This is a genomic window from Hymenobacter sp. FMD4 (assembly GCF_058932745.1).
Map to the genome: position 1 here is coordinate 56,246 of NZ_JBZYWH010000010.1, position 21,567 is coordinate 77,812.

The following is a 21,567-nucleotide window of genomic DNA, read 5'->3' on the forward strand; positions in this document are numbered from 1 at the left end:
CCACCTCAACCGGTACAGCGAATACGACTTCGCCAACCAGCCCCTGCGGGCCGAACCTTCCTTGGACATGGACCTGATTGCCGCCTGCCATCCGCTGAGCTAACCCGCATAGGCCCGCTCCGAGGTTTTCCCTATTTGTTTAACAACACTCACAATTCAGGCCTCATAGCAGCTACGGTTAGTGGTTTCGCTCGTGGCTCAGCTTGGTCCGCCAAAGGGTGCGGACGTTTGTGGTAGAGCTCTTCGTTACAACGTAGAACGGGCACTCTGGCTTGTGACGGTTGGCGGCTGGTAGCAGCTGCGCAGGTAGGATCATTATTTTCGCCCCGCCGCTATGCTACGGTCTGGACGCACTGTCCTGTCCATGATACGCAGAGTAGATAAGATTTGAGAAATACGGCGCGCGTTCCTAGTCATAGACAGCCCCCAGAAATTCTTTGTTGCCATAATGGCTCTCTTCGGACAAAAGCTGGTGACTTAGACGACCGTTTTTGTAATCCAACGGAAGCAGTTCACGCCGCAGTACCTCTCCCACATGGCCCGCTTAACCGATATTACACTGTACGACGATTTTTATCCCGCGGAAGGCCCGCACCTGTTTCGGCTCCGGGCTAACTATATCGGCGAGCTCTACGTGCAGGGCCTGGGCGACTACAAGCCCCCGAAGACGTCGCGCATCAGCATCACCTTGGTGGCAGAACAGCAGCCTCGCTACCCTTCAATGGCAGGGTCGGTGGCTCTTGTATACCAAGCGGTGCATGCCCCGACCTACGATGCCTTGCCGGATGCGGACAAGCTGCGCTACCTGTTGGTGTGCTTGCACGAGGCGGTCGGCTACCTGTGCCAAACCTACCACTGGGACGCGGCGGCATTTGCCAACGCCTATCAGCAAGTGTTGGACCGCGACCTGAAATTTCGGGTTGCCTACCCCGAGAAGCTCTCGCGGAACAGGAAACACCGCGCGCACCTGCTGCTGGAAAAAAACCTGACAACCAGCCGCTTATTCGCGTATGTGGAGGACGAAGGGAAGCAGGTGCAAGCCCTGCTGCACGAAGGCGCGAATTGGGGCGCCTACGACCCGGTCTATGCGGTGGTCAAGCACGGCAAATGGCTGACCCGCGACGCCTTTGGGGTACACACTATCCGCCCAGAGTGCCGCGTGTGGTACTCGCTGCCTGAAGGCCGCGTTTACCAAGAACACCCGCTGTATTGCCCAGACCACCCTCATTCTTTCTCGACCGATTGAACGCTCCTTTTGCTGTTCGGACCTTTTCGTGGACCCGTTAGGCATTGCTGAATTTGTTCGGTTAAAGGGCCCCGACTGGGCATTTTTCTACGAGTGAAAGTCCGCCCACTGGGCTCGTTAGCACTGCCGCTTGGTAAGCCCATCCTGCAAGTCGAGCAAGCGGCGTTCAACCTAGGCCAGCAGCTCGACGGGTCCCGGAATCTGGCCCCGTGGCGGGTGAAGTGGTAGCGCACCAGGGCGGTGAACTCGCGCAGTTCTTCCGGCAGCTGGGCGCGGGTTTTCTCCCGCTGCCCGGGGCTGGGCCAGGCAGGTGAGGCGCAGGGCAGGGGCCTGGCTGACCAGGGCGGCCAGCAGGTCGAGCATCCGTTGCTGGGCGGCGGTGAAGGTGCGCGGCCGGCGGTCGATGATGCAGAACGTGCCCAGGGGGCGCTGGTCGGGCAGGCGCAGCAGGGACCCGGCGTAGTAGCGCAACTCGTTGCCTTCGGCGGCGTGCAGGGCCTTCGAGCGGCATCCCCCTGCCGGGCCTGCAAAAAGAGCTACTATGACAAGCAGATGATACTTTGGGACCCCGTGAAGATGCGCTTGGGGTAAAACGTCGAGGCCGCGTGGACCGTTATACCACGAAACTCCCCTATACCTCTTTCCCATGCCTGCCCTCCTTGGCACCCTGCGCACGGGCACCAGCGGCATCGTAGTGCCCGGCCCGAAGGCCACCTTTCCGGAGGCCTACCAGGCGACGAGCCGCCTCACTTACTATGCCACCCTGTTTAACTCGGTTGAGATTAACAGCACCTTCTACCGCATACCCCAGCCCAAAACGTTTGCTGCCTGGGCCGCTGAAACCGGACCTGCGTTTAACTTTACCATCAAGCTTTGGCGTGATATCACGCACACCAACGCTCTTGCCGATGACTTCTCCGGCATTGTCCGCTTTATGGATGCAGCACGTGAGTTGGGCCCCAAAAAGGGATGCCTGCTCATTCAGTTCCCGCCCAGCAACACCATTCGCCAGCTACACGCGGTCAGTGCCCTCTTAAATGTGCTTGCAGCGGCAGACCCCGCCCACGAGTGGCGCAAAGCGGTGGAGTTTCGCCACCCAAGCTGGTATGCAGATGATACGGTTGATATGCTGGACCACCACGGCGCCAGCCTCGTGCTGCACGACAAAGGCCCCGCCCGAAACGCCCGGCTCAACGAAGGGGCAGACTTTGTCTATAAGCGCTTCCACGGCCCCCAGGGAAACTACCGAGAGTCCTACGAGCGCGACTTTCTGCACGACCAGGCCGAGCAGATACACGACTACCTCCAAGATGGAAAAGACGTGTATGCCTACTTCAACAATACCATGGGCGCCGCTTTTGAAAATGCCCAAGACCTGTACCGGCTGGTAGCGGAGCGGGCATGAGCCGTACGACTCGCGTCCCGGGGCAGGGTGGCGCTGGTTTCCAGGGCCAGGTCGTGATAAACCACGGCGCGGGCCTGTCTACCTTCCGCAAGGGGGCATACTCTGCTACGGGCTACTAGTCGGGTAGCCTGAGTTTAAGAAACCCGTTCACCTTTCAACGTTCACGAAATGCGAAGAGGGCATGAGTTTCGTGAACTCCTTGCGAGGGAGTTTCTGCGGCCTGTTGGCAGGTTTATTGGGCACTACAACGGACGCCCGCAAGTTGGAAAAAAGAGCGTTATTATTGTTTCTATTAAGCTACTCATGACGCCTCCTCCCATTTCGCATAAAATCTGCTTGGCGGCCCTGTGCGTCGCCGCTGCTGCCCGACCTTTTTTATAAGGCCGTGGTCAACGGCGAGCAGAAGATCCGCACGGGCTCGGTGGTGCTGCTGCGCCTGGTGGAGGACGCTATTATCAGCGGGCAGACGTTTCCCAAGAACCTGGTCTTCGCCGGCGTGGCCAGCGTGGAGAGCAACCACGTGGCCATCCGCATCAGCCGGCTGGGCCCCACGCGGGTCGCGGCCGACATCTACGACTACCATTACCTGCCCGGGCTGATGATTGACCCGCAGAAACGCCAGCCGCTGCCAGCCGCCGATAATCCCTTGAGCGATGTGCGCGCCATCGGCGCCCAGGAAGTAGGCCTGGCCATTGACCGCTCCGCATCCGCCGCTAATTCCGTGGTAGGCGTGGGTGGCCGGGTAGCCGCGGCCCTGGTGGGCCGGGCCTCGTCGCCGCGCCAGAAGCTGCGCCAGGTGCGCCTACCCGATGGCTACCCCGTACTCATTACTACCGGAGCCACGGACGCGACGGTTCCGGTACAGTAATTAATTTCTCAGGAAACAATTATTATTATTTCTTAGCAAATGAAGAAAACAACAATTACGGTCGCATTGGCAACAGCTACCATCGCGGCCCCTTTTCAGGCCACCGCCCAGTTTGTGGTGAACGACCCCGTGCACATGGGCGTGCACATCGGGCAATTTGCCAAGCAGCTCCGGCAGTGGAGCGAAACCATCCGCAATTACCAGGTCATTAAGGATGCGCGCCAGATTGCCGGCGTTACCCGCGATATTACCGGGCAGGTAAAAGAGCTTACCGCTGAGGGCTTGGAGCTGCAGCGCCAGATTCAGGCAAACCTGCGCAAGGTCGAATCAGTACGGGACCTGCGCTACGCCAACCCGCTGGAGCTGTTTAGCCGGTCCCTGGCCATGAATACCAGCTCTCAACCCGACTACATGCCCGTGGTGCGCAAAGCCCAGCGGCTGCGCCAGGCCCTGCAAGGCCGCACCGAGCAGGACGTGGAAACGGTGTACCGGGCTTTCGCCGGGCTGGACATTGGCCGCAGCGGAGCCCAGTCCTTTACGTACCGCGACTACAAAAGCATGCGCGAGGAAGCCTTTGCGTCAGCCTACGCCTACGAGGAGGTGCTCAAGAAAAAGCACGTGGAAACCGCCTTCAACTACCAAAAGATTGCCGACGAGATGACCGCCCAAAGCGTCGAATTGATGGCCACCCTGAAAAATCCCGGTCGCTACTCCATGACGGAAGCCGAACGGCTACGGGCCATGGGCCAGGCCAACGACAACATGGTTAAAGCCCTGCAGCTGCGCCAGGAGGCGGACCGCTTAATCCACGAAGCCAGCAAGCCCGGAGCAGCCCGGCAGGCCGTGGAAGAGGCTTACCGCGAGCAGCTGCTGCAAAACCAACTGCTCCGCAGCATCAACCAATCGGGCAGGTTCTAGCCACTGCGGAGCACTGAGCAGCCGGGGTTCAACCCATAACCAACCCTTTGCTTACTTCGCTGGCACTGTTAGCTACCGCTGCTTACGGCTTTGCATTTCCTGCTGCCGCATGGGCATGGCGTCAATCGTTGAAAAAAGCGAGGACGGGGCCACCGGCTCCGTCTCCCGGCGCTTGGGGCCGCCGTCCTTTCCCAGCAGCACCACGGTGAAGCCAGTGGCCGGAACGCGAAGCGTTTGGGTGAGGTATTGCCGGTCAGCAGCCGACAGCGTGCTGAAGAGCACTTCGCGCACCAGCAGGTCGCGCGCATCCAGGCCGGGGCCGGCAGTAGCCAGCAGCTGGCGTTGGCGCAGCAGCAAGCCATGGTCGGCAGTCGGCGCGCACAGCAGCAGCACCCGTTTCTGCCAGCGGCTTTCTTTTAACCAAGCCGCCAACGAAGGCTGGGGGGCGGATTGGGCGCGGACAATGGTTGTACAAACCAATACGCTACTTAAAACCAGCAGCCAGCGCCGCACAGAAAAGCCCATAACATTCATGAATGACCAACCAAGCGTCTAACGCGGCGAGGCTTTAATTGGGTGCAACCATCTACATAGCGTACTCCCGCGGCGGCCCTCCAGGCCCGGGCTGAGCCCTGAGACAAATAAACAAGAGCTGAAGCCCTGGACCGAGCTTAAACCACGGGCGGGCCAAAGCCGCTTTCCGTCAGTAAGACAAGCGCGACGGAGAAGCAAAAGCCGGCTCGCTAAAGACGGCGCAGCACCACCCGCCGGTTTCGGGGGCGCTGGGTGGGGTCGGCGTTGTCGGCTACGGGCTGGGTGCTGCCGTACCCCACGGGCGTCAGCTGGTCGGGGGCCACGCCCCGCGCAATAAGGTAGCGGCACACGGCCTCGGCGCGGCGCTGGGAGAGCAGACGGTTGAGCTCGGGCGCGCCCACGTTGTCGGTGTGCCCCTGCACTTCGAAGCGACGGTCAGGGGCGGCCTGCAGCGCCGGGGCAAGCCGGTTCAGGGCCGTGAGGGCCACGGGCAGGAGCGTGGCCTGTCCCCGTTGGAAATACACTTCCGGCAAGGGCAGCTCCCCGCCCTTTTCCAGCCGCGCTACTTGGGCGCGGCGGCTGGTGTCGGCAGGCGGCGCGGCCACTGGGGCAACGGGGGCCGGCGACGAAGCCGCCAGGGCGGGCGCGGGGTCGGTGCTGAACAGGTAGCGGGTCGGAATGGGGGAATCGGCATTGGCGCGCCGTTCGGCGTTGGACTCCTCGGGCGGCGACCAGTTCAGAAAAGCGCGGGTATGCCGCACATCCTGAAAGTACTCGACCCGGAGCCGGTAAGCCACTCCCTGCGTTAGGAGCACGGTGGCGGTGAAGTCGCGCACCACCTGCGGGCGCCACTCATCCAGCACCAGCTCCTCGTCGATCCACACCCGAATGCCGTCGTCAACCCGGGCGTGCAGCAGGAAGCGGCCCGTGGCTGGCGCCAGCAGCCAGCCCGTCCAGCGCACCGAGAAATATTCGTGGGGCACGCCCGGGGCGGGTGGGCGGAAGTTCCAATCGAAATCGATGGCGCCGTCCCGCCGCTGCAGCACAAACTGCTCGAAGTTGGGGCCGCGGTAGTAAGCGCCCACCAGCCCGTCGCCGGCGGGCAGCGCGGCTACCTGACCCTGGACCCACCCCGGCACCGCCGCGAACCCCAGGGTTAGCGCTAACGCCATGCCTTTTTTACCCGCCCCGGCCAGCGGTTTAGTTCGCGAAGAATTCATGGCCTACCCGTTTGCGTCCCAAAGTATTAACTACCGCAAATATTGTGCGGGTTGCCCCGGCAAAGCCGGGCTTAGCGCGGCAAGGGTCGATTCAAGCTTACCCACCCCGGCCCGTCGTAGCCGCTCCGGCCATCGGTATACCCCCCGCGCCCACGTCGAGCACCTTACCGGGCAACCAACTTTGCCCCCTGGGTGCCGGCAAGCTGAAGCCCGGCAGCGGGTTTCCCATAGGCAAGGATGGGTTGTTACGCACCTCTCCAAGGCCGTCCACGCTGTTTACAGTAGCAGCATGCCAGCTCACCCGCCTTTGCCTACGTTCTGCCCGGACCTCCGCGCTCGTCCGCTTACGCTTTGTACCTTGAGACGCATTTGCTGCGGGTAACTGGATTGCTGTTTACCCGGGCCCGCCGCGCCATGGTGTTTGAATTTGTTCCCAATCCTGGCTTCGACTTCCTGAAAAGCTTTGGGGAGCAGTTCAGCCTGCCGGTGGCGGGCGACACGCTGCACATTCCCCCAGCGCTGGGCGAGGGCCGCATCCGCAATATTGAGCTGGGCCCGGAATTTCGGCTGTTCGTGCACCGCTACCGGCTGAAGCAGGATCTGGTGCTCAAGCGGCGGGCGGCCCCGCTACCCAACCACGAGCTGGTCAGCCTGATCTTTAACCTCAACGAAGAGCCCGTACGCCTGGAAGCGCGCGACCAGCAGTTTCCTTTCGCAAAAAACACGGAGTATGCCGTGGAGATTTCCTCCACCGACCTGGATACGACCATTCACTTTCCGGCGCACACGGAAATTTACTTTACCGTGGTGGGGGTGCTGGTGCCGGCGCTGCGCACCCTGCTTAATGTGGCGCGGCCCAACCCCGTGGTGGCCACCATCCTGAGCGGGGGTGCCGGCTTCCTGTACCACGAGCGCCTGGGCGCGGACGAGCAGCGCATTCTCAAGGAGCTCGGCGACGCGGGCCCGGCCGACCCGTTGAGCACCCTCTTTTACCGCATCCGGGCGCAGCAGCTCATTTACTGCCTGTTCGAGAAGCTGCTGCAGCGCAACTCCCTTTCCCACAGCCCCCTGAACCGCGCCGATGCCGAAAAGCTGGCCCTGGTGCAGGCGGCGGTACTCGCCGATCTGGGCACGCCCCCGCAGCTGCCGCCACTGGCCCGCCTGGCCGGCATGAGCGAGTCCAAGCTCAGCGCCTTGTTCAAGCAAGTGTACGGCGACAGCATTTACAACTACTACCAGCGGGCCCGCATGGAGGAGGCCGCCTTCCTGCTCCGGCACAGCGGGCTGTCGGTGTCGGAAACGGGCTTCCGGCTCGGCTTCACCAACCTGAGCCATTTCACCCGCCTGTTTGAAAAGCACCTGGGGGCCAAGCCCAAGCGCTACTCGACTGGCGGATAGGACTATTCTTGCGGCTTTTCGGGTTATTTCCCGCCGCCGGGGGCCCTCACCTTTGTGTCGTACCAATCACCGACCCAAAGATGAAGAAGATCCTCACGCCCTACCGCCGCGGCAGCCTCGCGCTTAAAAACCACCTGGTGATGGCGCCGATGACCCGCAGCCGCGCCACCGGTAACCTGCCCAACGCCCTGATGGCCGAGTATTACGGCCAGCGGGCCGGAGCCGGCCTCATCATCACCGAGGGTACCGCCCCGCTGCCCGAGGGCCTGGGTTACCCCCGCATTCCGGGCGTATTCTCACCTGGGCAGGTGGCCGCCTGGCAGCCGGTTACCGCGGCCGTGCACGCCGGTAACAGCCGCATCTTTCTGCAGCTGATGCACACCGGCCGCATCGGTCACGTTGACAACCTGCCGGCCGGCGCCCGGCTGGTCGGGCCGTCCAGCTTACCCGCTGCCGGGCAGATTTTTACCGACTCGGCCGGCCTGCAGGATCATTCCACCCCGGATGCCCTAACCGCGGAAGGAATCCGGGCGGTTATCGCGGGCCACGTCAGCGCCGCGCGCCACGCCATCAGCGCGGGCTTCGACGGGGTGGAACTGCACGGTGCCAACGGCTACCTGATCGAGCAGTTCCTCAACCCCCACGTCAACGACCGCACCGATGCCTACGGTGGCAGCATTGCCAACCGCGCCCGCCTGGCGCTGGAGCTGGCCCGCGAAACGGCGGCGGCCATCGGACCCGAGAAAGTCGGCATTCGCTTTTCGCCCTTCTCCACCCTGGGCGACCTGGCCGCCTACCCCGAGCTGGAGGTACAGGAAACCTACGAGTACCTGGCCCGGGAGCTGGACGGGCTCGGCGTGGCTTACCTGCACATCGGGGTCAATGCCCCCATTCCCCCGGCGTTGCTGACGGCCATGCGCGCCGCCTACCGCGGCACCATCATCCTCTGCAACGGCCTTACCCCGGAGTCAGCGGAGGCCGCGCTCAACGCCGGCTTTGCCGACCTGGTGGCCTTCGGCCGCTCGTTTCTGGCCAACCCCGACCTCGCGCTGCGCATCGCGGAAGAAGCGCCGTTGAACGCGCCGGACTACGCCACCCTCTACACACCGGGGCCGGTGGGCTACACCGACTACCCGGTGCTGGCCGATGTGCTGCAACCCTAAGCGGAGTCACTTTATCAACTTATCTCCTCTCGACGATGCCCCTCTCCGAATCAATTCGCCAAAATATTGCCTACGCCCAGCAAAAGGGTTTCGACAAACTGCACCTCATGCCCCCGGACGCAACCCGGGCCTTGATGCAGGCTTTTCCCAAGAACCCCAACCCGACCCCGGTAAGCCGGGTTGTCAACACCGTCACGGATGGCGGCACTGCCGTTCGCCTTTACTTTCCGGAAGGGGAGGGGCCCTTTCCCGCGGTGGCCTATTTTCACGGCGGGGGCTTTGTGCTCATGAGCCTGGACACCCACGACGAGGTCTGCCGGCAGCTCTGCCGCCTGTCCGGGGCCGTGGTGATGTCGGTGGATTACCGGCTGGCCCCCGAGCACCCCTTTCCCGCGGGCCCGGATAGTAGCCTGGCAGCTACCCGCTGGCTGATGCAGCACGCCGCCGAGTTCGGCGCGGACGGCCGCCGCGTGGCCGTGGCCGGCGACAGCGCGGGCGGCTACATGGCCTTATCCGTGGCCCGGCAGCTGGCGGCCGAAGGGATTAACCTGCAGGCCCAGTTTGCCGCCTACCCGGTTACCGACCACTACTCCGCCGGCCACGCTTCGTGGGCAGAAAACGCGGAAGGGTACATCCTGACGGCCCCCATGATGCGCTGGTTCTGGGACAACTTCCTGCCCGATGCCGACCGCGCCGAAGAGGCCTCGCTGCTGCGCCGGCCCAGCTTTGCAGGCCTGCCACCGGCCCTGATTCTGACCGCCAACTTCGACCCGCTCCGCGACGAAGGCCGGGCCTACGCCAATCAGTTGCGGGCCGCCGGGGTGGAAACCGTCTACCGGAACTACGATAACGTCCACGGCTTTTTCGGCGCGGGACCAATGGGCGCCGCAGCCCTGCAGCTGGCGGCGGCCTTCCTGAAGGAGAAACTCAACGCCCCCGTATATGCATAAGCTGGGCACCGCTGAGAAAATCAGCAAGCAGCACGGCGGATTCGGGATTGACATCCTTTTCCCGGGCCAGGCCCTGGGCACCGCCGACTCCGGCCTGGGCACCCTCGGCCGCATCGACCACGCGCACGTGCGACCGGGCACCCTGGTGCCCATGCACCCCCACCGCGACGACGAAATTCTGACTTACCTGCGCCGCGGCCGGGTGCAGCACCGCGATTCGGAAGGCCACTACGAATCCATTTCCGCCGAACGCTTTATGCTGATGAATGCGGGAGCTACTTTTTACCACGAAGAGCAGGTGCAGGCCACCGGCGGCGAGCTGGAAGGGTTGCAAATCTTTCTGCGCCCCGCCCAACGGGGTTTGCCCCCGCAGGTGCAGTTCCACGCGCCGGTCGCAACTTACAGCCTGAACCAGTGGCGGCCCCTGGCCGGTCCCGACGCCGGCTTTCCCCTTCTCGTGCGCAGCCAGACCTGGGTGTACGACGCCCGGTTGAAGGCGGGCCAGGCCCTGGCCCTGCCCGAGCCGCCGGTGGCGGCGGCTACCAGCCTGCTGTATGTATTTGGCGGCGCAGTGGTGGTTAACGACGAGCTGCGCCTGATTAAGGGCGAAAGCCTGGTGCTGGCCGAAGAAACGGCGCGGCTGGTGGCGGGCCCCGGCAGCGACCTGGTGCTGCTGGTTACCGACCCCAACAGCACCTATTCCGACCAGGGCATGTACAGCGGCAACCAGCTGCGCCACCGGCCATGAAAAAGGTGCTCTACAAGCGGTACGGCGGCGTGGAAGCACTGGAGCTAGCCGACGTACCCCGGCCGGCCCTTACACCGGCCGCGGTGCTGGTACGGGTAAGGGCCGTCTCCCTTAACCCGCTGGAGGGGAAAATCCGCCGGGGCGAGATGAAGCTCGTAGCCGGCTCGGCGTTTCCCAAGGGCGTGGGCATCGACTTCGCCGGGGTGGTGGAAGCAGTGGGCGCCGCCGTATCCAGCTTTCGCCCCGGGGACGAAGTATTTGGCCTGGTAGACGTGTTCAAAGCCGCCGCCTTGGCCGAGTACGTAGTGGTCGACGCGGCTAGCCTCGCCCTTAAACCCGGCAACCTGTCCTTTGCGCAGGCGGCGGCCCTGCCGGTGGTGGGATCGGCGGCGCTGCAGGTATTTGACCAGTTGGTGGCGGTGGGGCCGGCCAGCGAAATTCTAATCAACGGCGCCAGCGGCGGCATCGGCATGGTGGCTACCCAGCTGGCCCGTCAGCGGGGCGCCCGGGTCACGGCTGTGGTAGGAGCTGCCGGCCTGGAGCCGGCCCGGTACTGGGGCAGCGACGTGGTGCTGAACTACCACGAGCAAGACCTCCGCCACCTGGCGCAGCGCTACGACGCTGTCCTGGACTTGTCCGGGAAGCTGAGCTTTCACGCGGCCCGCGGCCTGCTCAAGCCCGCGGGTACTTACGTCAACACCGTGCCGGGCCCCCGGGAAATCCTGGGCTCCTTTCTGCACAACCTGGTGTCCCGGCAGCAGTACCGGGTGCTGCTGCTCAAGCCCACCCCTGCCTACCTGCGCGAGCTGGCTGAACTAGCTGCCCGCGGGCTGGAAGTAATAGTTAGTCGAAGCTACCCGCTGGCCGATTTCCAGCGGGCCTACGCGGAGGCGGAGCAGGGCGGGGTTATCGGCAAGGCGGTGCTTACCGTGCCCTAAGGCCGCTCGCCCAAAAGCACCACCAATCCTCTTTGGGCATAGGCACTGCCCGGCGCTGCGGGCCCCGCTATGGCAGCCTGCCCGGGCTTGGCCTGCCCTCCTTGGGCAGCGGGTCCAGCTGTCCCTTACCCCCTGTTTTTCAACCTTAATTCCCTTTACGCCATGCAAAATTCCCTGCACTCCAGCAGCCTCGTAGCCCTCGCCCTGCTCGTGTCGGGCCTGGCCTTGACGGCCACTGCCCAAAGCAAGCGCCAGCCCGGCAGCCTCGGGCGAGCCGAGTACATCGAAGTGGAGCCCCACGTCCGGCTCCACGTCACCGATCTGGGCGAGGGCAGGCCGGTCGTGCTCATTCACGGCTGGCCCCTAAGCGACGCCATGTACGAGTACCAGTACGCTCACCTCGTGCAGCAGGGCTTTCGCGTCATCGGCATCACCCTGCGGGGCTTTGGCCTTTCCGACAAGCCCGGCGGAGCGTACAGCTACGACGTCCTTGCCGACGATATCAAGGTCGTGCTCGACAAGCTCAAAATCGAAGGGGCTACCATCGGCGGCTTTTCCATGGGCGGTGCTACGGTGGTGCGCTACGTGGCCAAGCACAAAGCAGCCCACGTAACCCGGATGGCCTTGTTCGGGGCCGCGGCTCCGCTTTGGGTTAAACGCCCGGACTTTGCCTTCGGCAGCTGGACCAAGGCTGATGTAGACGGCCTGATTGCGCTCAACAACACCGACCGGCCCCTGCTTTTCGCCAATTTCGGCCAGATTTTCCCTGCCTCGCCCACGGGCGTCTCCGCCGGCCATGGCGCCTGGCTGGGCACCATTCAGGCGCAAGCCTCGCCCTACGCCATGGGCCAGTGCCTGCAGCTGCTGCGCGACAGCGACCTGCGCGCCGACCTCCGGCAGATAACCTTGCCCACCCTCATCCTGCACGGCAAGCTCGACAAAATCTGCGCCTACGAACTGGCCGAGCAAACCCACGCCCTGCTGCCCAACTCCCGGTTGGTTCCGTTTGAGCACAGCGGCCACGCTCTTTTCATTGAAGAGCGGGAGAAGTTCAACGCCGAGCTGGTTGGCTTTATGAATTAACCTGCTTAACTAAGCCCTCGACCGGAGCCTCTCGATTATACCTACTAGCCCCACTCACTTGGTTTAGCCCTTCGCCCCGCCCATGAAAAACCTACTGCTTGGTCTGCTGCTCACCTGTTCCGGCCCCGCTTTCGCCCAGGCCCCGGAAGCCAAGCTCTCCCAGCTGGGCCTGGCGTTGCCGCCGGTTGCCGCCGCCAGCGGCAGCTATGTGGACGTGGTGCGGGTAGGCAATCTGCTGTTTCTTTCCGGCAAAGGGCCCCGCCAAAGCAGCGGCGCCTACGTCACCGGGCGGCTGGGCGCGGACCTGACCACGGCGCAGGGCTACGAAGCGGCCCGCCTCACGGCCCTGCTGCAGCTGGCTGTGCTAAAAAAGGAGCTCGGGGATCTGGGCCGGGTCCGGCGAATTGTCAAAGTCAACGGCTACGTAAACTCCGCCGACCACTTCACCCAGCAACCCCAGGTTATCAACGGCTACTCCGACCTGCTCCTGGAGGTGTTTGGCGAACGGGGCAGGCATGCCCGCACGGCTATCGGCACCAACGCGCTGCCCATGGGCATGGCCCTGGAAGTCGAAATGGTGGTGGAAGTTGAGTAGCCGCGGGGCGCAGATCCGTAAGCTTGCTTAGGTACCCGATTTACCAGCAGGCTGAAAGGTTAAGCCCGGGACCGATCCTGCCGCTGCCGCTCCGCAAACAGCCGTGCTGGGTCCGGGGGGCCTACGTCCCGCTACTTGTACCCTGATCAACCATTACTGTCCATTAAGTCCGCCGTGAACGCACGGGGCTTTTTAAACAAATTATACCCGATTAGGTATAATTTGCAGTACGGCACGCAATTTTATACCCGAACGGGTGTTAAATCGAGCGTTACTGCTAAATCGTTCCCGAACGGGTATACTGTATGCTTTCTCCCCTGGCTGCTTTTGTCAAACAACGCCGCAAGCTGCTGCAGCTCTCGCAACCGGATCTGGCCGCCAAAGCCGGGGTGGGCCTGCGCTTTGTGCGCGAGCTGGAGCAAGGCAAAGCCACCCTGCGGCTGGATAAAGTAAACCTGGTGCTGCGCCTGTTCGGCCACGAGCTGGCACCCGCCCCGCTGGACCGCACGCGGCTACTGGACGAGCAGGCATGAGAAAGGCCGCGGTATATCTGCACGGGCAGTTGGCCGGGCACCTGACGCAGGACGAGCAGGGCTACACCTTTGCCTACACTGCCGACTACCTTGCGGCCGCTACCGCCGAGCCGGTCAGCCTGACCCTGCCGCTACGGCCAGCCCCGTACGTGGAGCGCGTGCTGTTTCCGTTTTTTGACGGCCTCATTCCCGAGGGCTGGCTGCTGGCAGTAGCCGAAAAGAACTGGAAGCTCAACGCCCGTGACCGGATGGGGCTGCTGCTGGCCTGCTGCCAGGACTGCATCGGAGCGGTGAGCATTCACCCGCTGGCAACCGACCCCGACGCATGAGCCGCTGCCTGTCCTGCTACCAGCCGCTGCCCGAGGACAGCAGCGGCCCGGCCTACCACCCGGCCTGCAGCCGCCGGCTGTTCGGCAAGCCCCAGCCGCCCGCGTTTCCTTACACCGAAGGCCAGATGCTGGCCCTGGCCGAAGCCGTCGTGCGCCAGCACATCGCCGTGACGGGCGTGCAGCCCAAGCTGTCGCTGACCATTGCCCCGGCCGGCCCCGCTGCGGACCAGCCGATGCGCTTCACCATCGTCGGGGCGCTGGACGGCGTGTACATCCTCAAGCCGCCGACGCCGCACTACCGGCACTTGCCGGAAGTCGAAGATCTGACCATGCACCTGGCCGCGCTGGCCCGGCTCCCGACCGTCCCCCACGGGCTGCTGCGCCTGGACGGGGGAGCCCTGGCCTACGTTACGCGGCGCATTGACCGTCGCAAGGGCCGCAAGCTGGCCATGGAAGACATGTGCCAGCTCACCGAGCGCCTGACGGAAAACAAGTACGACGGCTCCCACGAACAGGTAGCCAAGGCCATTCTGCGGTATTCCGCCAACCCCGGCCTGGACGTCGTCAACTACTACGAGCTGGTGCTCTTCAGCTTTCTGACGGGCAACGCCGACATGCACCTGAAGAACTTCTCGCTGCTGCAGACGCCGGGCCTGGGCTACGGCCTGGCCCCGGCCTACGACCTGGTAGCTACAGCGCTGGTCAACCCGGCCGATACGGAGGAGCTGGCCCTCACGCTCAACGGCAAAAAGCGGCGGCTGCGGCAAAGCGACTTCCGGCAGGCAGCGCAGCGGGCCGGCGTGGACGAGAAGGTAATGAGCAGCGTGCTCGCGCGGTTTGGCAAGGCGCGGCCGGCCTGGCACGCCTTTATCGAACAAAGCTTTCTGCCGGCCGCCCTGCAGGAACAGTACCACGACCTGCTAGCGCAGCGGTTTGCGCAACTGGAGCTGGGCTAATCTGCAAAGGCTTCCAAGCCCCGTTTCACCTTTACAGCCCTCTCCTCGGGAACATGTAATCGGGCGCTGCAGCACAACCCTCCTGGTATAGTAAGAAAACCGCGCGCCTTACTTGCCGGCCGCTGCCAAAAGCCGGATGGTCTGCGGGTCGGGTTGGCCCCCGAAGAAGCGGTCGAGCACCTGCTGGAACACCGGGTCTGCGTCCGGCTGGGCCGCGAAGAGCGTCATGCTGGAGTGCAGCTTGCGGTCGTCGGGGCTGCCCAGCACGCGGGTGGCGTTGGTCTCGCCCAGGGCCAGCAGCGCGTGGCTGATTTCCGCCAACCGAGGCCCCAGCACGGGGTGCCGGGCGTATGCCTGGGCTTCCTGCGCGTCCTGCACCCCGTAGTACTGGGAGGTGGCGCTAAAGCCCAGGCCCCGCAGCTGGGGAAAGACGTACCACATCCAATGGCTCTGCTTGCGCCCCCGCCGGATTTCGGCCAGGGCAACGGCGTAGTCGTTTTCCTGCGCCTCCAAAAAGCGCTGCAGCTTGGGGGGTTCGTAGCTCATGGGCCTTGTACGGAGGGGCGGCAAGCATGGCCCGGTGGCCGGTTCCTCCAGACAAGGATTGATTCCTGGTAGGCGCAATCATGATCAGGTCTAATGCCTTTGAACAGTTAGCCGCTAATCCGGGCTTACGGAGGGGCAGCACGGTTCCCTAGCGCAGGAAGGAGGATGCCAGGCAGTGGGCGGAGAAGAGCGCACGCATTGGCCGCATATGAAGCGGAGATTAACTTCTTGCGCTCAACAGTCAGTTACTCTATTGAACGCGGCACACCTAGCAGCCGGCGGTGCTGGAAAATAGGTTGGTGAGCAGCAAGAGCCACTGCCCGGCCGGGATGCCGGCGAGATTACCGCTCCAGGCTGATTGTTAGAAGGCTGATCAATTCTTTTGCTATTCGATGTAAAGCAAAACGGGCTTAGGGCTGTTGTCCAGGTAGCCCGCCAGGGTTTGCAGGAATGCGGGGTTTACGGTTGGGCAGCCATCACTCTGGCAGATGGGCAGGAGCCGAGGGGCGGCAGGTACGCAGTTGTGCGCGTGCAGTACCACGGCGCGGGTGAACATGTTGCTGTTTGTGGGTTCCAGGCCCATGAGCTTGTAGGCTTTGCCGTACGCCCCCTGGTAAGCATAAGCAACCTTGGCCGCTCCCCGGGAGCTGCAGCGGGAGTTGTTGACGTTGGAGTACCGGACGTTGCCCCGCGCGTCGGTGCGCCCGTTGCAGCAGAGGCCCTGAGCCAGCACCTGGCTGGTGCGCAGGTCCAGGACGAAAAAGCGGTTTTGGCTGGAGGGGCGGGTCAGATCCGCGTAAAGTGCAACCTGGTTGTTGTACTGGCGGCTTAAGTGCGGCTCGAGGTTGCGGCGGTAACGGTCCAGGGGCAGCTCGTCAGCGCGTTCGGATTCTGCGGCCCCGAAGCAGCCGCTCAGCAGCGCACTGCCCAGGAAAGCGAGGACCGTAACGCGGGTGAGCGGGGAGGACGACGGCATGAAGAAGCAGGTACCAAAGCGGAGTGAACCGGCAAGTTACGAGCGGGCCGGTCATTCTTGCCGGAGCAGTTTCAGGCGCCGGGCCTGGTTGGCGTGGCGTACTTCCAGCAAGTACACCCCACCTCGCAACCGGCCGGGCAAGGCCAGCTCAACCGTGCTGCTGCTCGCCGGTAGTTCAACCCGGTGAGCCCACACCACCCGTCCCAGGGCATCGGTCAGCGTGAAGGTAGCCGGACTGCCCGCCGGCGCCTGCACCTGCACCTGAAGCTGGTCAGCGAAGGGGTTCGGCCACACCTCGCCCAGGAGCTCGTCTTGCTTAGCCACCTGCAGGGTACGAATCGGGCTGGGGTGTTCGGTTCCGTCGTTGTCAACCTGGCGCAAGCGGTAGTAGACGACCGAGCTGGCGTTGTGGGGCCAGGCGGGGTCTTCGAACTGGTACCGAGTAGGGCGGGTCGTGCTGCCTTGTCCCGGCCGCCACCCGACTTGACGGAACGTCTGCCCGTCAGTGGAGACGTCGACGGCAAAGCCGCGGTTGTTGGTTTCGGTGGCCGTAGTCCAGCGCAGAAGGGCTGCGGGGCCGCGTCGTTCGGCTTGGAAGCTAACCAGCTCAACCGGTAGCGGCGTCGGCTGGTTTAGGCGGATACTCAACTCCCGGGCTGTCTCGTTAAGGGTTACCACATCCAAGTCCAAGTCACCATCCACATCGGCAACCTGCAGTCGGACGGGTCGGTTGCCAACCAGGACCGTAGCGCCCGGGCCGAAGTTTCCGCTGCCATCATTTAAGCTAGTGGTAACAGTGTTTGTTGTGGGGCTGGCGGTAATCAGGTCCAGGTCGCCGTCCCCATCAACATCGGCCACTTGCAGGCTGGTGGGTCCCGTTCCAACGAGGACCTCAACCCCTGCGTCAAACCCACCGCTGCCGGTGTTTAACCGGACCGAGACGGCATTTCTGGAAGGCACCAGAGCAAGTAAATCCACTGCTCCATCGTGGTTAACGTCTGCCGTTTGTAGTTGCCCGGTGGTAGCGCCGTACGCGTAGTCTGCCCCGCCGGAGAAAGTACCGTTCCCAGCGTTAAGGCGCACGGCTACTCCCCTGCCGTGGTTGTGCGTGAGCAGGTCCAAGTCCCCATCCTGATCAACATCGGCGAAATCCAGCTGAGGAGCAGAGGTAGCCGTGCTGTGCAGGTAAAACCCCGTCCCACCTGCAAAGCGCCCCGACCCGTTGTTGAGCGAAACAGAAATTCTACTTGGGGAGGCTTCGGAAGCTACCAAATCCAAGCTTCCATCACCATTCAGATCGGCTAACTCCGTAATGGTAGTGAAGCGTCCTACGTCAGCACTCATTGTTGCCACGTACGTGAACTGACCCGTTCCGTCATTTAGAAATGCGGAGATGTCGCGGGCTCTCGGTCCGTAGACGTAACCTACAAGATCCAAATCCCCATCGTTGTCAACGTCGCCCGTGGTTAGGGTTTGCATGAAAGCGTTCGGATCCGAATGTCGAACGGGGTAATCTACCCCAGACCCGAAGCCACCGCTACCGTCATTGAACCGCACGGAAACCCCGCCATTCCTTGTTGCCAAATCCACGTACCCATCCCCGTTGAAATCACCTACCACCACTTGTTGCGCAGAGGCTGCGGGAAGCTCGCTCCCCATTGCCGGGGCCACAAAGTTGCCCCGGCCGCTGCCGCCAACCTCCGTTGTGAACTGGAACACTCGCGGGGCCGGCAAGAATTGCGCCGCCTGGTTTTGAACAGCCGTAGTCACGGTAGCTTCCACTTTTTCACCCGGGGCCCAACTGTAGCTTGGCGTACCCACCAAAGCCGAGTTTTGAACAACGGTAGTGGCGCTGTTGCCGGTGCGCCTTCCTCCTCTAACCCTACTGTGCAGATGAAGCCCAGCCGCACTGCTGGGATCAAGCAGCTGGGAAAACTGAATCTGTACCGCACCAGCAAGATCTGCGTTGCAAACGTTGGCGGCCGGAGTTTGGGATGTAATGGTGGGCTGGGCCAAGGTCGAACCAGCCAGCAACAAACTGCCGCAAGTCAAAGCTGCGACTCCAACGCGTAGTACAGGCTCCATGACCAGGATCTTGCAGGATACAACGAACGAGAAGCGAGCCACTTCCTCTCAATCAGCCTGGCAGCTGCCTATAGGGCTGCCTAAAGGAATGGCCTTACACGTAAGCAATTCATGATTAGCCGCTCTGCTGCCTTGCAGCTCGGCGTGGCGGGCAGTAGTAACTAAAGCGAGACTTGGATGGAATGAGGCCCTATGCTACATTTTTAGCAGATAAAACACGAATAAAACCCTAAATATTATAAAATAAATTTGACTATTGGCCTAAAGCCGGAAGGCGTGCGCATGGCAAGACTGCCGACCGCTGGCGGAGCAGGCACATTAATCCAGGAAAAAGGGTTTGTACTCCTCGGGGCTGCAACGCTACCTGAACCGGTACGGCCGCCAGCTTGGTTAATGGGTTTGGGCTCTTCAAGCGGCGACCATTTGGAAAAGGCGGATGCCGCACATCATGACGGTACTTTACCCTAAGTCGCGAAATAGAAGGGCGCTGACCCAAGTCGGGCGGAGAGCTCCAGGCTAGTACGAATAGGAAACTAGTCCAGAAAACGCATGCTCAACCAAAAGTAGCTGTAAGCGTCCTGGAGCAAATAATCCAAAGTAGGTTCCAAGCCTGTCAGCTCCACTGGCCCAAAGCGGCTGGTGCCCGCCACGGCCGGGGGAGGGGCGGGCTGAAATGCGCTGAGCAATTGCACCTCGCCCTGGGAACTTATTCCCAACCCCACGTGGCGTTTCGGGTTGAGTCCCGTGCTTTCCTGGTCCCAGCGCCGTTCCCCCGCGGAACTGTATGCGCTTACCCAGAGCTGGTCGCCCTGCAATGCCTGATTAAGCACGTTTCCGGTGGTGATAGGGCGCGTACCGCTGATGACCACACCGCCCAAGCCCGTTACCAGCCCCAGCAGGTCCCGGCCCGCGGGCAGGCGCCGGCTCCAGCGCAACCGCCCCTGCGCATCAAAGGAAGTAAGCAGCCCCAGGTCAGTAAAGCGCTGCCCCCGCGCCCGGGTGCTGTCCGGTCCGCCGGTCAGCGTCTGGCCCCGGCTGCTGCCCGCGTACAGGGTGCCGCCGCGGTCCACGGCAAAGGAAAACGGACCGCCCATCGTCACCGGACCGGACCGAACCCACTGCAGGCGGCCGGCCGGGCTGTAGCGCACCAGCAGCAGCTGGCACAGCGAATCCAGGGGCTGCCGCACCCCGGCCCGGCCCGGGAAGCCCGAATCAATCATTAATGCCCCGCCGGCGCGCTGCTGCGGCGCGCGCGGGAGGGTTGGATCCAGCGCCAGGTAGGGCTGCAGGGCCAAAGTCAGCTCGCCCGTCACTTCATCAGCTCCGAGCTGCAAGTCCCGCAGCCAGCTGAGGGGAGTAACCCCGCGCAGGGCACGCACCCACCGCGGCTGCCCCCCGGCGTCAAAGGCCACCGCGTACGCATAATCGGGACACTGGCCGGGTTGGGGAGAAGCCAGCCGATGCCGTCCAACCATCCGGCTGCTCATGCTCTGCCCCAGGCAGTACACGCCCCCGCGCCCGTCGGGTACCAGGCGGTAGAGCCCCACCTCCTCCCGCCGGGCTTCGCCCACCCAGCTCCAGCGCAGCTGCCCGAGCGTATCAAGCTTCAGCAGCAGGGTCTGGTATAGTCCGGGGCCGGCCGCGGGGGCCAGCACCCGCTGGTCGAGCCGGAGTGCCCCGTTAAAGGCGCCCAACACGAAAATGTTGCCGTGCGCGTCGGTGGCCAGCTTGAGCAGCTCCATTTTCTGCACGCTAAGCACGGAAACCTGCCGCACCCAGTGCAGCTGCTGGTTTGGCCCGTACTTGAGAATCAGCCAATCGGCCCGGTTTGGCGAGTGGGCGCGCAGCGTATCCCTAGGGCGTAGCCCCGCGGCTTAGTCCTGCAAACGCGCCAGGGCGTACCCGGTGCCGGGCGTACTGGCGGCTACCACCTTCGTGGCCTGCCAGGTGCCGGAGGCTGCCTCCGGCGCCACGTCATAGAATCCGGTGCGGCCCGAGTACTCGGCGTACTGCCTCTGCAGCGCGGCCGGGCTGGGCGAGTCATGGGCATTAAGGCGCTGCGCCCGCTGCACCACGCCCAGGGAGTCGTACCCGACGAGCAGGGGCTGGCCGTAGTCGCGCTCGGAATCAAACCCCAAGGGCCCGAATCGGGTTGTGCCGGGCGGCAAGTCCTGGTTGCGGATTTGCACAACCCCGGCGGCGTACACGATGGCCCCGGCCCCAATGGCCAGGGTCAGCCCCGACTCGTCGTTGCTGCCTCCCCCGTGCTGGCCGCCCCGGAACTGGCCGCGGCGGCTGTAGCGCCCCAGCCATACATCCTCCTGGTGGGCGGGTTCGCGGCCGGGTGTCCCCGCGGTTCCCGGCAGCGGGCGCCGGGCAAACCCCATTACGTAAGGAGCCCCGGTGTGGTCCAGGGCCACGGCCTTGGCCGGGTAGGGCAGCGCGCGAACCCAGCGCAGCCGCCCGCCCGGACCCAGGCGCAGCAGGCTGTTACCGTGGACGAGCTGCCGCCGACCCCACCCGCGGACGCCGGACCAGGCGGAACTATCGCCGTAGGCCACTACGTACGCCGTGCCGCGGGACGTAACGGCCAGCCCGGCCCCGGCCTGGTCTTCGGTACTTACCCGCGAGGTCAGCAGCAGCGTGCGGCGCAGCTGTCCGCGGGCGCCGTAGCGAAAAAACACGTTGGTGGTCCGGCGCCGGGGTATACCGCTCCCCTCGGGGGCCGGAGCCGTCGTATCCGGCTGCGTCAGCCACCCCCGTAGCCAGGCGCGGCCCCGCCGGTCCAGCCCGGCGATGGGTTCCGCGTCCCCCATAGGTGCCGGCCCTGCCCCCAGGTAATCGGCCGCCCGGCCGTCGCCGTTGGCTGGCTCCATTTTTCGTGGCCGGCGGGATCAAACAACGTCAGCTGCAGGGGGGCCACGTCATAAAAACTTGCCCGCTGGGTGGTGTCCAGGTCGTGCAGCACCAGCACGTGCCCGCGGGGCCCAACCGTCAGGGCGCGGGGCTGACCCCGCACCGGCAAGCTGGCCAGCGGACGGGCCAGCGAATCGTAGCGCCGCACAACCCAGCCCGT

22 protein-coding genes are annotated in these 21,567 nt (G+C 63.7%); 14 read left to right on the forward strand and 8 right to left on the reverse strand.

Going from position 1 to position 21,567, the window contains the following annotated elements; translation table 11 throughout:
- The first annotated feature begins 535 nt into the window (after nt 1–535).
- Entirely contained in the window at nt 536–1,246 is a 711-nt protein-coding gene (locus tag AC5FXY_RS11390; RefSeq protein WP_493556798.1) for a hypothetical protein, read from the forward strand.
- Between the two features lie 171 nt (nt 1,247–1,417).
- Here AC5FXY_RS11390 and AC5FXY_RS11395 read toward each other — a convergent pair whose 3' ends face one another.
- Nucleotides 1,418–1,717, reverse strand: a complete 300-nt coding sequence (locus AC5FXY_RS11395) for a hypothetical protein (protein ID WP_493556799.1) — start codon at nt 1,715–1,717, stop codon at nt 1,418–1,420.
- A gap of 175 nt (nt 1,718–1,892) precedes the next feature.
- On the opposite strand from AC5FXY_RS11395, the gene AC5FXY_RS11400 reads away from it, so the two are divergent.
- The 3 genes from AC5FXY_RS11400 (at nt 1,893) to AC5FXY_RS11410 (ending at nt 4,437) form a co-directional block, all read left to right on the forward strand.
- Nucleotides 1,893–2,651, forward strand: coding sequence for a DUF72 domain-containing protein (locus AC5FXY_RS11400; RefSeq protein WP_493556800.1), 759 nt, complete (start codon nt 1,893–1,895; stop codon nt 2,649–2,651).
- Nucleotides 2,652–3,036: 385 nt separating this feature from the next.
- Nucleotides 3,037–3,519 carry a conjugative transposon protein TraM gene (traM, locus tag AC5FXY_RS11405; protein ID WP_493556801.1) on the forward strand — a complete coding sequence of 161 codons (483 nt, stop codon included), beginning with the start codon at nt 3,037–3,039 and terminating at the stop codon, nt 3,517–3,519.
- A 39-nt stretch (nt 3,520–3,558) separates the two neighbouring features.
- Nucleotides 3,559–4,437: a hypothetical protein gene (locus AC5FXY_RS11410; RefSeq protein ID WP_493556802.1), complete on the forward strand. Its 879-nt coding sequence runs from the start codon at nt 3,559–3,561 to the stop codon at nt 4,435–4,437.
- Between the two features lie 72 nt (nt 4,438–4,509).
- Here the strand turns inward: AC5FXY_RS11410 and AC5FXY_RS11415 are convergent, their stop codons facing one another.
- Together AC5FXY_RS11415 and AC5FXY_RS11420 are read right to left on the reverse strand one after the other, a co-directional pair.
- Nucleotides 4,510–4,869: a DUF4174 domain-containing protein gene (locus AC5FXY_RS11415; protein ID WP_493556803.1), complete on the reverse strand. Its 360-nt coding sequence runs from the start codon at nt 4,867–4,869 to the stop codon at nt 4,510–4,512.
- Between the two features lie 311 nt (nt 4,870–5,180).
- A complete protein-coding gene (locus AC5FXY_RS11420; protein WP_493556804.1) occupies nt 5,181–6,191 on the reverse strand; it encodes an OmpA family protein in 1,011 nt (336 codons plus the stop codon).
- 351 nt (nt 6,192–6,542) lie between these two features.
- Between AC5FXY_RS11420 and AC5FXY_RS11425 the strand changes: the two genes are divergently transcribed.
- From AC5FXY_RS11425 to AC5FXY_RS11470, 10 genes are all read left to right on the forward strand, one after another.
- Nucleotides 6,543–7,589, forward strand: a complete 1,047-nt coding sequence (locus AC5FXY_RS11425) for a helix-turn-helix transcriptional regulator (protein WP_493556805.1) — start codon at nt 6,543–6,545, stop codon at nt 7,587–7,589.
- An 80-nt stretch (nt 7,590–7,669) separates the two neighbouring features.
- The gene (locus AC5FXY_RS11430) at nt 7,670–8,752 is read left to right on the forward strand and encodes an alkene reductase (protein ID WP_493556806.1); all 1,083 of its coding nucleotides are present in this window, start codon (nt 7,670–7,672) and stop codon (nt 8,750–8,752) included.
- A gap of 35 nt (nt 8,753–8,787) precedes the next feature.
- A complete protein-coding gene (locus tag AC5FXY_RS11435; protein WP_493556807.1) occupies nt 8,788–9,702 on the forward strand; it encodes an alpha/beta hydrolase in 915 nt (304 codons plus the stop codon).
- Nucleotides 9,695–10,450 carry a pirin family protein gene (locus AC5FXY_RS11440; RefSeq protein WP_493556808.1) on the forward strand — a complete coding sequence of 252 codons (756 nt, stop codon included), beginning with the start codon at nt 9,695–9,697 and terminating at the stop codon, nt 10,448–10,450. The genes AC5FXY_RS11435 and AC5FXY_RS11440 overlap by 8 nt, the downstream gene beginning before the upstream one ends.
- Entirely contained in the window at nt 10,447–11,388 is a 942-nt protein-coding gene (locus tag AC5FXY_RS11445) for an NAD(P)-dependent alcohol dehydrogenase (protein ID WP_493556809.1), read from the forward strand. The genes AC5FXY_RS11440 and AC5FXY_RS11445 overlap by 4 nt, the downstream gene beginning before the upstream one ends.
- Before the next feature lie 162 nt (nt 11,389–11,550).
- Complete coding sequence (locus AC5FXY_RS11450) at nt 11,551–12,471, forward strand: alpha/beta fold hydrolase (RefSeq protein WP_493556810.1); 921 nt, start codon at nt 11,551–11,553, stop codon at nt 12,469–12,471.
- Between the two features lie 82 nt (nt 12,472–12,553).
- Nucleotides 12,554–13,066: a RidA family protein gene (locus tag AC5FXY_RS11455; RefSeq protein ID WP_493556811.1), complete on the forward strand. Its 513-nt coding sequence runs from the start codon at nt 12,554–12,556 to the stop codon at nt 13,064–13,066.
- A gap of 305 nt (nt 13,067–13,371) precedes the next feature.
- Nucleotides 13,372–13,599 carry a helix-turn-helix transcriptional regulator gene (locus tag AC5FXY_RS11460; protein WP_493556812.1) on the forward strand — a complete coding sequence of 76 codons (228 nt, stop codon included), beginning with the start codon at nt 13,372–13,374 and terminating at the stop codon, nt 13,597–13,599.
- Complete coding sequence (locus AC5FXY_RS11465) at nt 13,596–13,928, forward strand: HipA N-terminal domain-containing protein (RefSeq protein ID WP_493556813.1); 333 nt, start codon at nt 13,596–13,598, stop codon at nt 13,926–13,928. The genes AC5FXY_RS11460 and AC5FXY_RS11465 overlap by 4 nt, the downstream gene beginning before the upstream one ends.
- Complete coding sequence (locus AC5FXY_RS11470) at nt 13,925–14,884, forward strand: HipA domain-containing protein (RefSeq protein WP_493556814.1); 960 nt, start codon at nt 13,925–13,927, stop codon at nt 14,882–14,884. Before AC5FXY_RS11465 ends, AC5FXY_RS11470 begins: the two co-directional genes overlap by 4 nt.
- 108 nt (nt 14,885–14,992) lie before the next feature.
- Here AC5FXY_RS11470 and AC5FXY_RS11475 read toward each other — a convergent pair whose 3' ends face one another.
- The 5 genes from AC5FXY_RS11475 to AC5FXY_RS11495 form a co-directional block, all read right to left on the reverse strand.
- The gene (locus tag AC5FXY_RS11475; protein ID WP_493556815.1) at nt 14,993–15,430 is read right to left on the reverse strand and encodes a DUF1810 domain-containing protein; all 438 of its coding nucleotides are present in this window, start codon (nt 15,428–15,430) and stop codon (nt 14,993–14,995) included.
- A 385-nt stretch (nt 15,431–15,815) separates the two neighbouring features.
- Complete coding sequence (locus tag AC5FXY_RS11480; protein ID WP_493556816.1) at nt 15,816–16,406, reverse strand: murein L,D-transpeptidase catalytic domain-containing protein; 591 nt, start codon at nt 16,404–16,406, stop codon at nt 15,816–15,818.
- 51 nt (nt 16,407–16,457) lie between these two features.
- The gene (locus AC5FXY_RS11485; RefSeq protein ID WP_493556817.1) at nt 16,458–18,491 is read right to left on the reverse strand and encodes an FG-GAP-like repeat-containing protein; all 2,034 of its coding nucleotides are present in this window, start codon (nt 18,489–18,491) and stop codon (nt 16,458–16,460) included.
- Between the two features lie 533 nt (nt 18,492–19,024).
- On the reverse strand, nt 19,025–20,233 hold the full coding sequence (locus AC5FXY_RS11490) for a hypothetical protein (RefSeq protein ID WP_493556818.1): 1,209 nt from the start codon (nt 20,231–20,233) through the stop codon (nt 19,025–19,027).
- 132 nt (nt 20,234–20,365) lie between these two features.
- Complete coding sequence (locus AC5FXY_RS11495; RefSeq protein WP_493556819.1) at nt 20,366–21,367, reverse strand: hypothetical protein; 1,002 nt, start codon at nt 21,365–21,367, stop codon at nt 20,366–20,368.
- Between the last annotated feature and the right edge of the window lie 200 nt (nt 21,368–21,567).

What these genes read in the sequence shown, in the direction of transcription:
- AC5FXY_RS11450 (WP_493556810.1), top strand. Translation starts at nt 11,551, where the DNA reads ATGCAAAATTCCCTGCACTCCAGCAGCCTCGTAGCCCTCGCCCTGCTC.
- AC5FXY_RS11430 (WP_493556806.1), top strand. Translation starts at nt 7,670, where the DNA reads ATGAAGAAGATCCTCACGCCCTACCGCCGCGGCAGCCTCGCGCTTAAA.
- AC5FXY_RS11400 (WP_493556800.1), top strand. Translation starts at nt 1,893, where the DNA reads ATGCCTGCCCTCCTTGGCACCCTGCGCACGGGCACCAGCGGCATCGTA.
- AC5FXY_RS11445 (WP_493556809.1), top strand. Translation starts at nt 10,447, where the DNA reads ATGAAAAAGGTGCTCTACAAGCGGTACGGCGGCGTGGAAGCACTGGAG.
- AC5FXY_RS11390 (WP_493556798.1), top strand. Translation starts at nt 536, where the DNA reads ATGGCCCGCTTAACCGATATTACACTGTACGACGATTTTTATCCCGCG.
- AC5FXY_RS11475 (WP_493556815.1), bottom strand. Translation starts at nt 15,430, where the DNA reads ATGAGCTACGAACCCCCCAAGCTGCAGCGCTTTTTGGAGGCGCAGGAA.
- AC5FXY_RS11490 (WP_493556818.1), bottom strand. Translation starts at nt 20,233, where the DNA reads ATGGAGCTGCTCAAGCTGGCCACCGACGCGCACGGCAACATTTTCGTG.
- AC5FXY_RS11440 (WP_493556808.1), top strand. Translation starts at nt 9,695, where the DNA reads ATGCATAAGCTGGGCACCGCTGAGAAAATCAGCAAGCAGCACGGCGGA.
- AC5FXY_RS11435 (WP_493556807.1), top strand. Translation starts at nt 8,788, where the DNA reads ATGCCCCTCTCCGAATCAATTCGCCAAAATATTGCCTACGCCCAGCAA.
- AC5FXY_RS11495 (WP_493556819.1), bottom strand. Translation starts at nt 21,367, where the DNA reads ATGGAGCCAGCCAACGGCGACGGCCGGGCGGCCGATTACCTGGGGGCA.
- AC5FXY_RS11465 (WP_493556813.1), top strand. Translation starts at nt 13,596, where the DNA reads ATGAGAAAGGCCGCGGTATATCTGCACGGGCAGTTGGCCGGGCACCTG.
- AC5FXY_RS11455 (WP_493556811.1), top strand. Translation starts at nt 12,554, where the DNA reads ATGAAAAACCTACTGCTTGGTCTGCTGCTCACCTGTTCCGGCCCCGCT.
- AC5FXY_RS11485 (WP_493556817.1), bottom strand. Translation starts at nt 18,491, where the DNA reads ATGGAGCCTGTACTACGCGTTGGAGTCGCAGCTTTGACTTGCGGCAGT.
- AC5FXY_RS11460 (WP_493556812.1), top strand. Translation starts at nt 13,372, where the DNA reads ATGCTTTCTCCCCTGGCTGCTTTTGTCAAACAACGCCGCAAGCTGCTG.
- AC5FXY_RS11470 (WP_493556814.1), top strand. Translation starts at nt 13,925, where the DNA reads ATGAGCCGCTGCCTGTCCTGCTACCAGCCGCTGCCCGAGGACAGCAGC.
- AC5FXY_RS11420 (WP_493556804.1), bottom strand. Translation starts at nt 6,191, where the DNA reads ATGAATTCTTCGCGAACTAAACCGCTGGCCGGGGCGGGTAAAAAAGGC.
- AC5FXY_RS11410 (WP_493556802.1), top strand. Translation starts at nt 3,559, where the DNA reads ATGAAGAAAACAACAATTACGGTCGCATTGGCAACAGCTACCATCGCG.
- AC5FXY_RS11480 (WP_493556816.1), bottom strand. Translation starts at nt 16,406, where the DNA reads ATGCCGTCGTCCTCCCCGCTCACCCGCGTTACGGTCCTCGCTTTCCTG.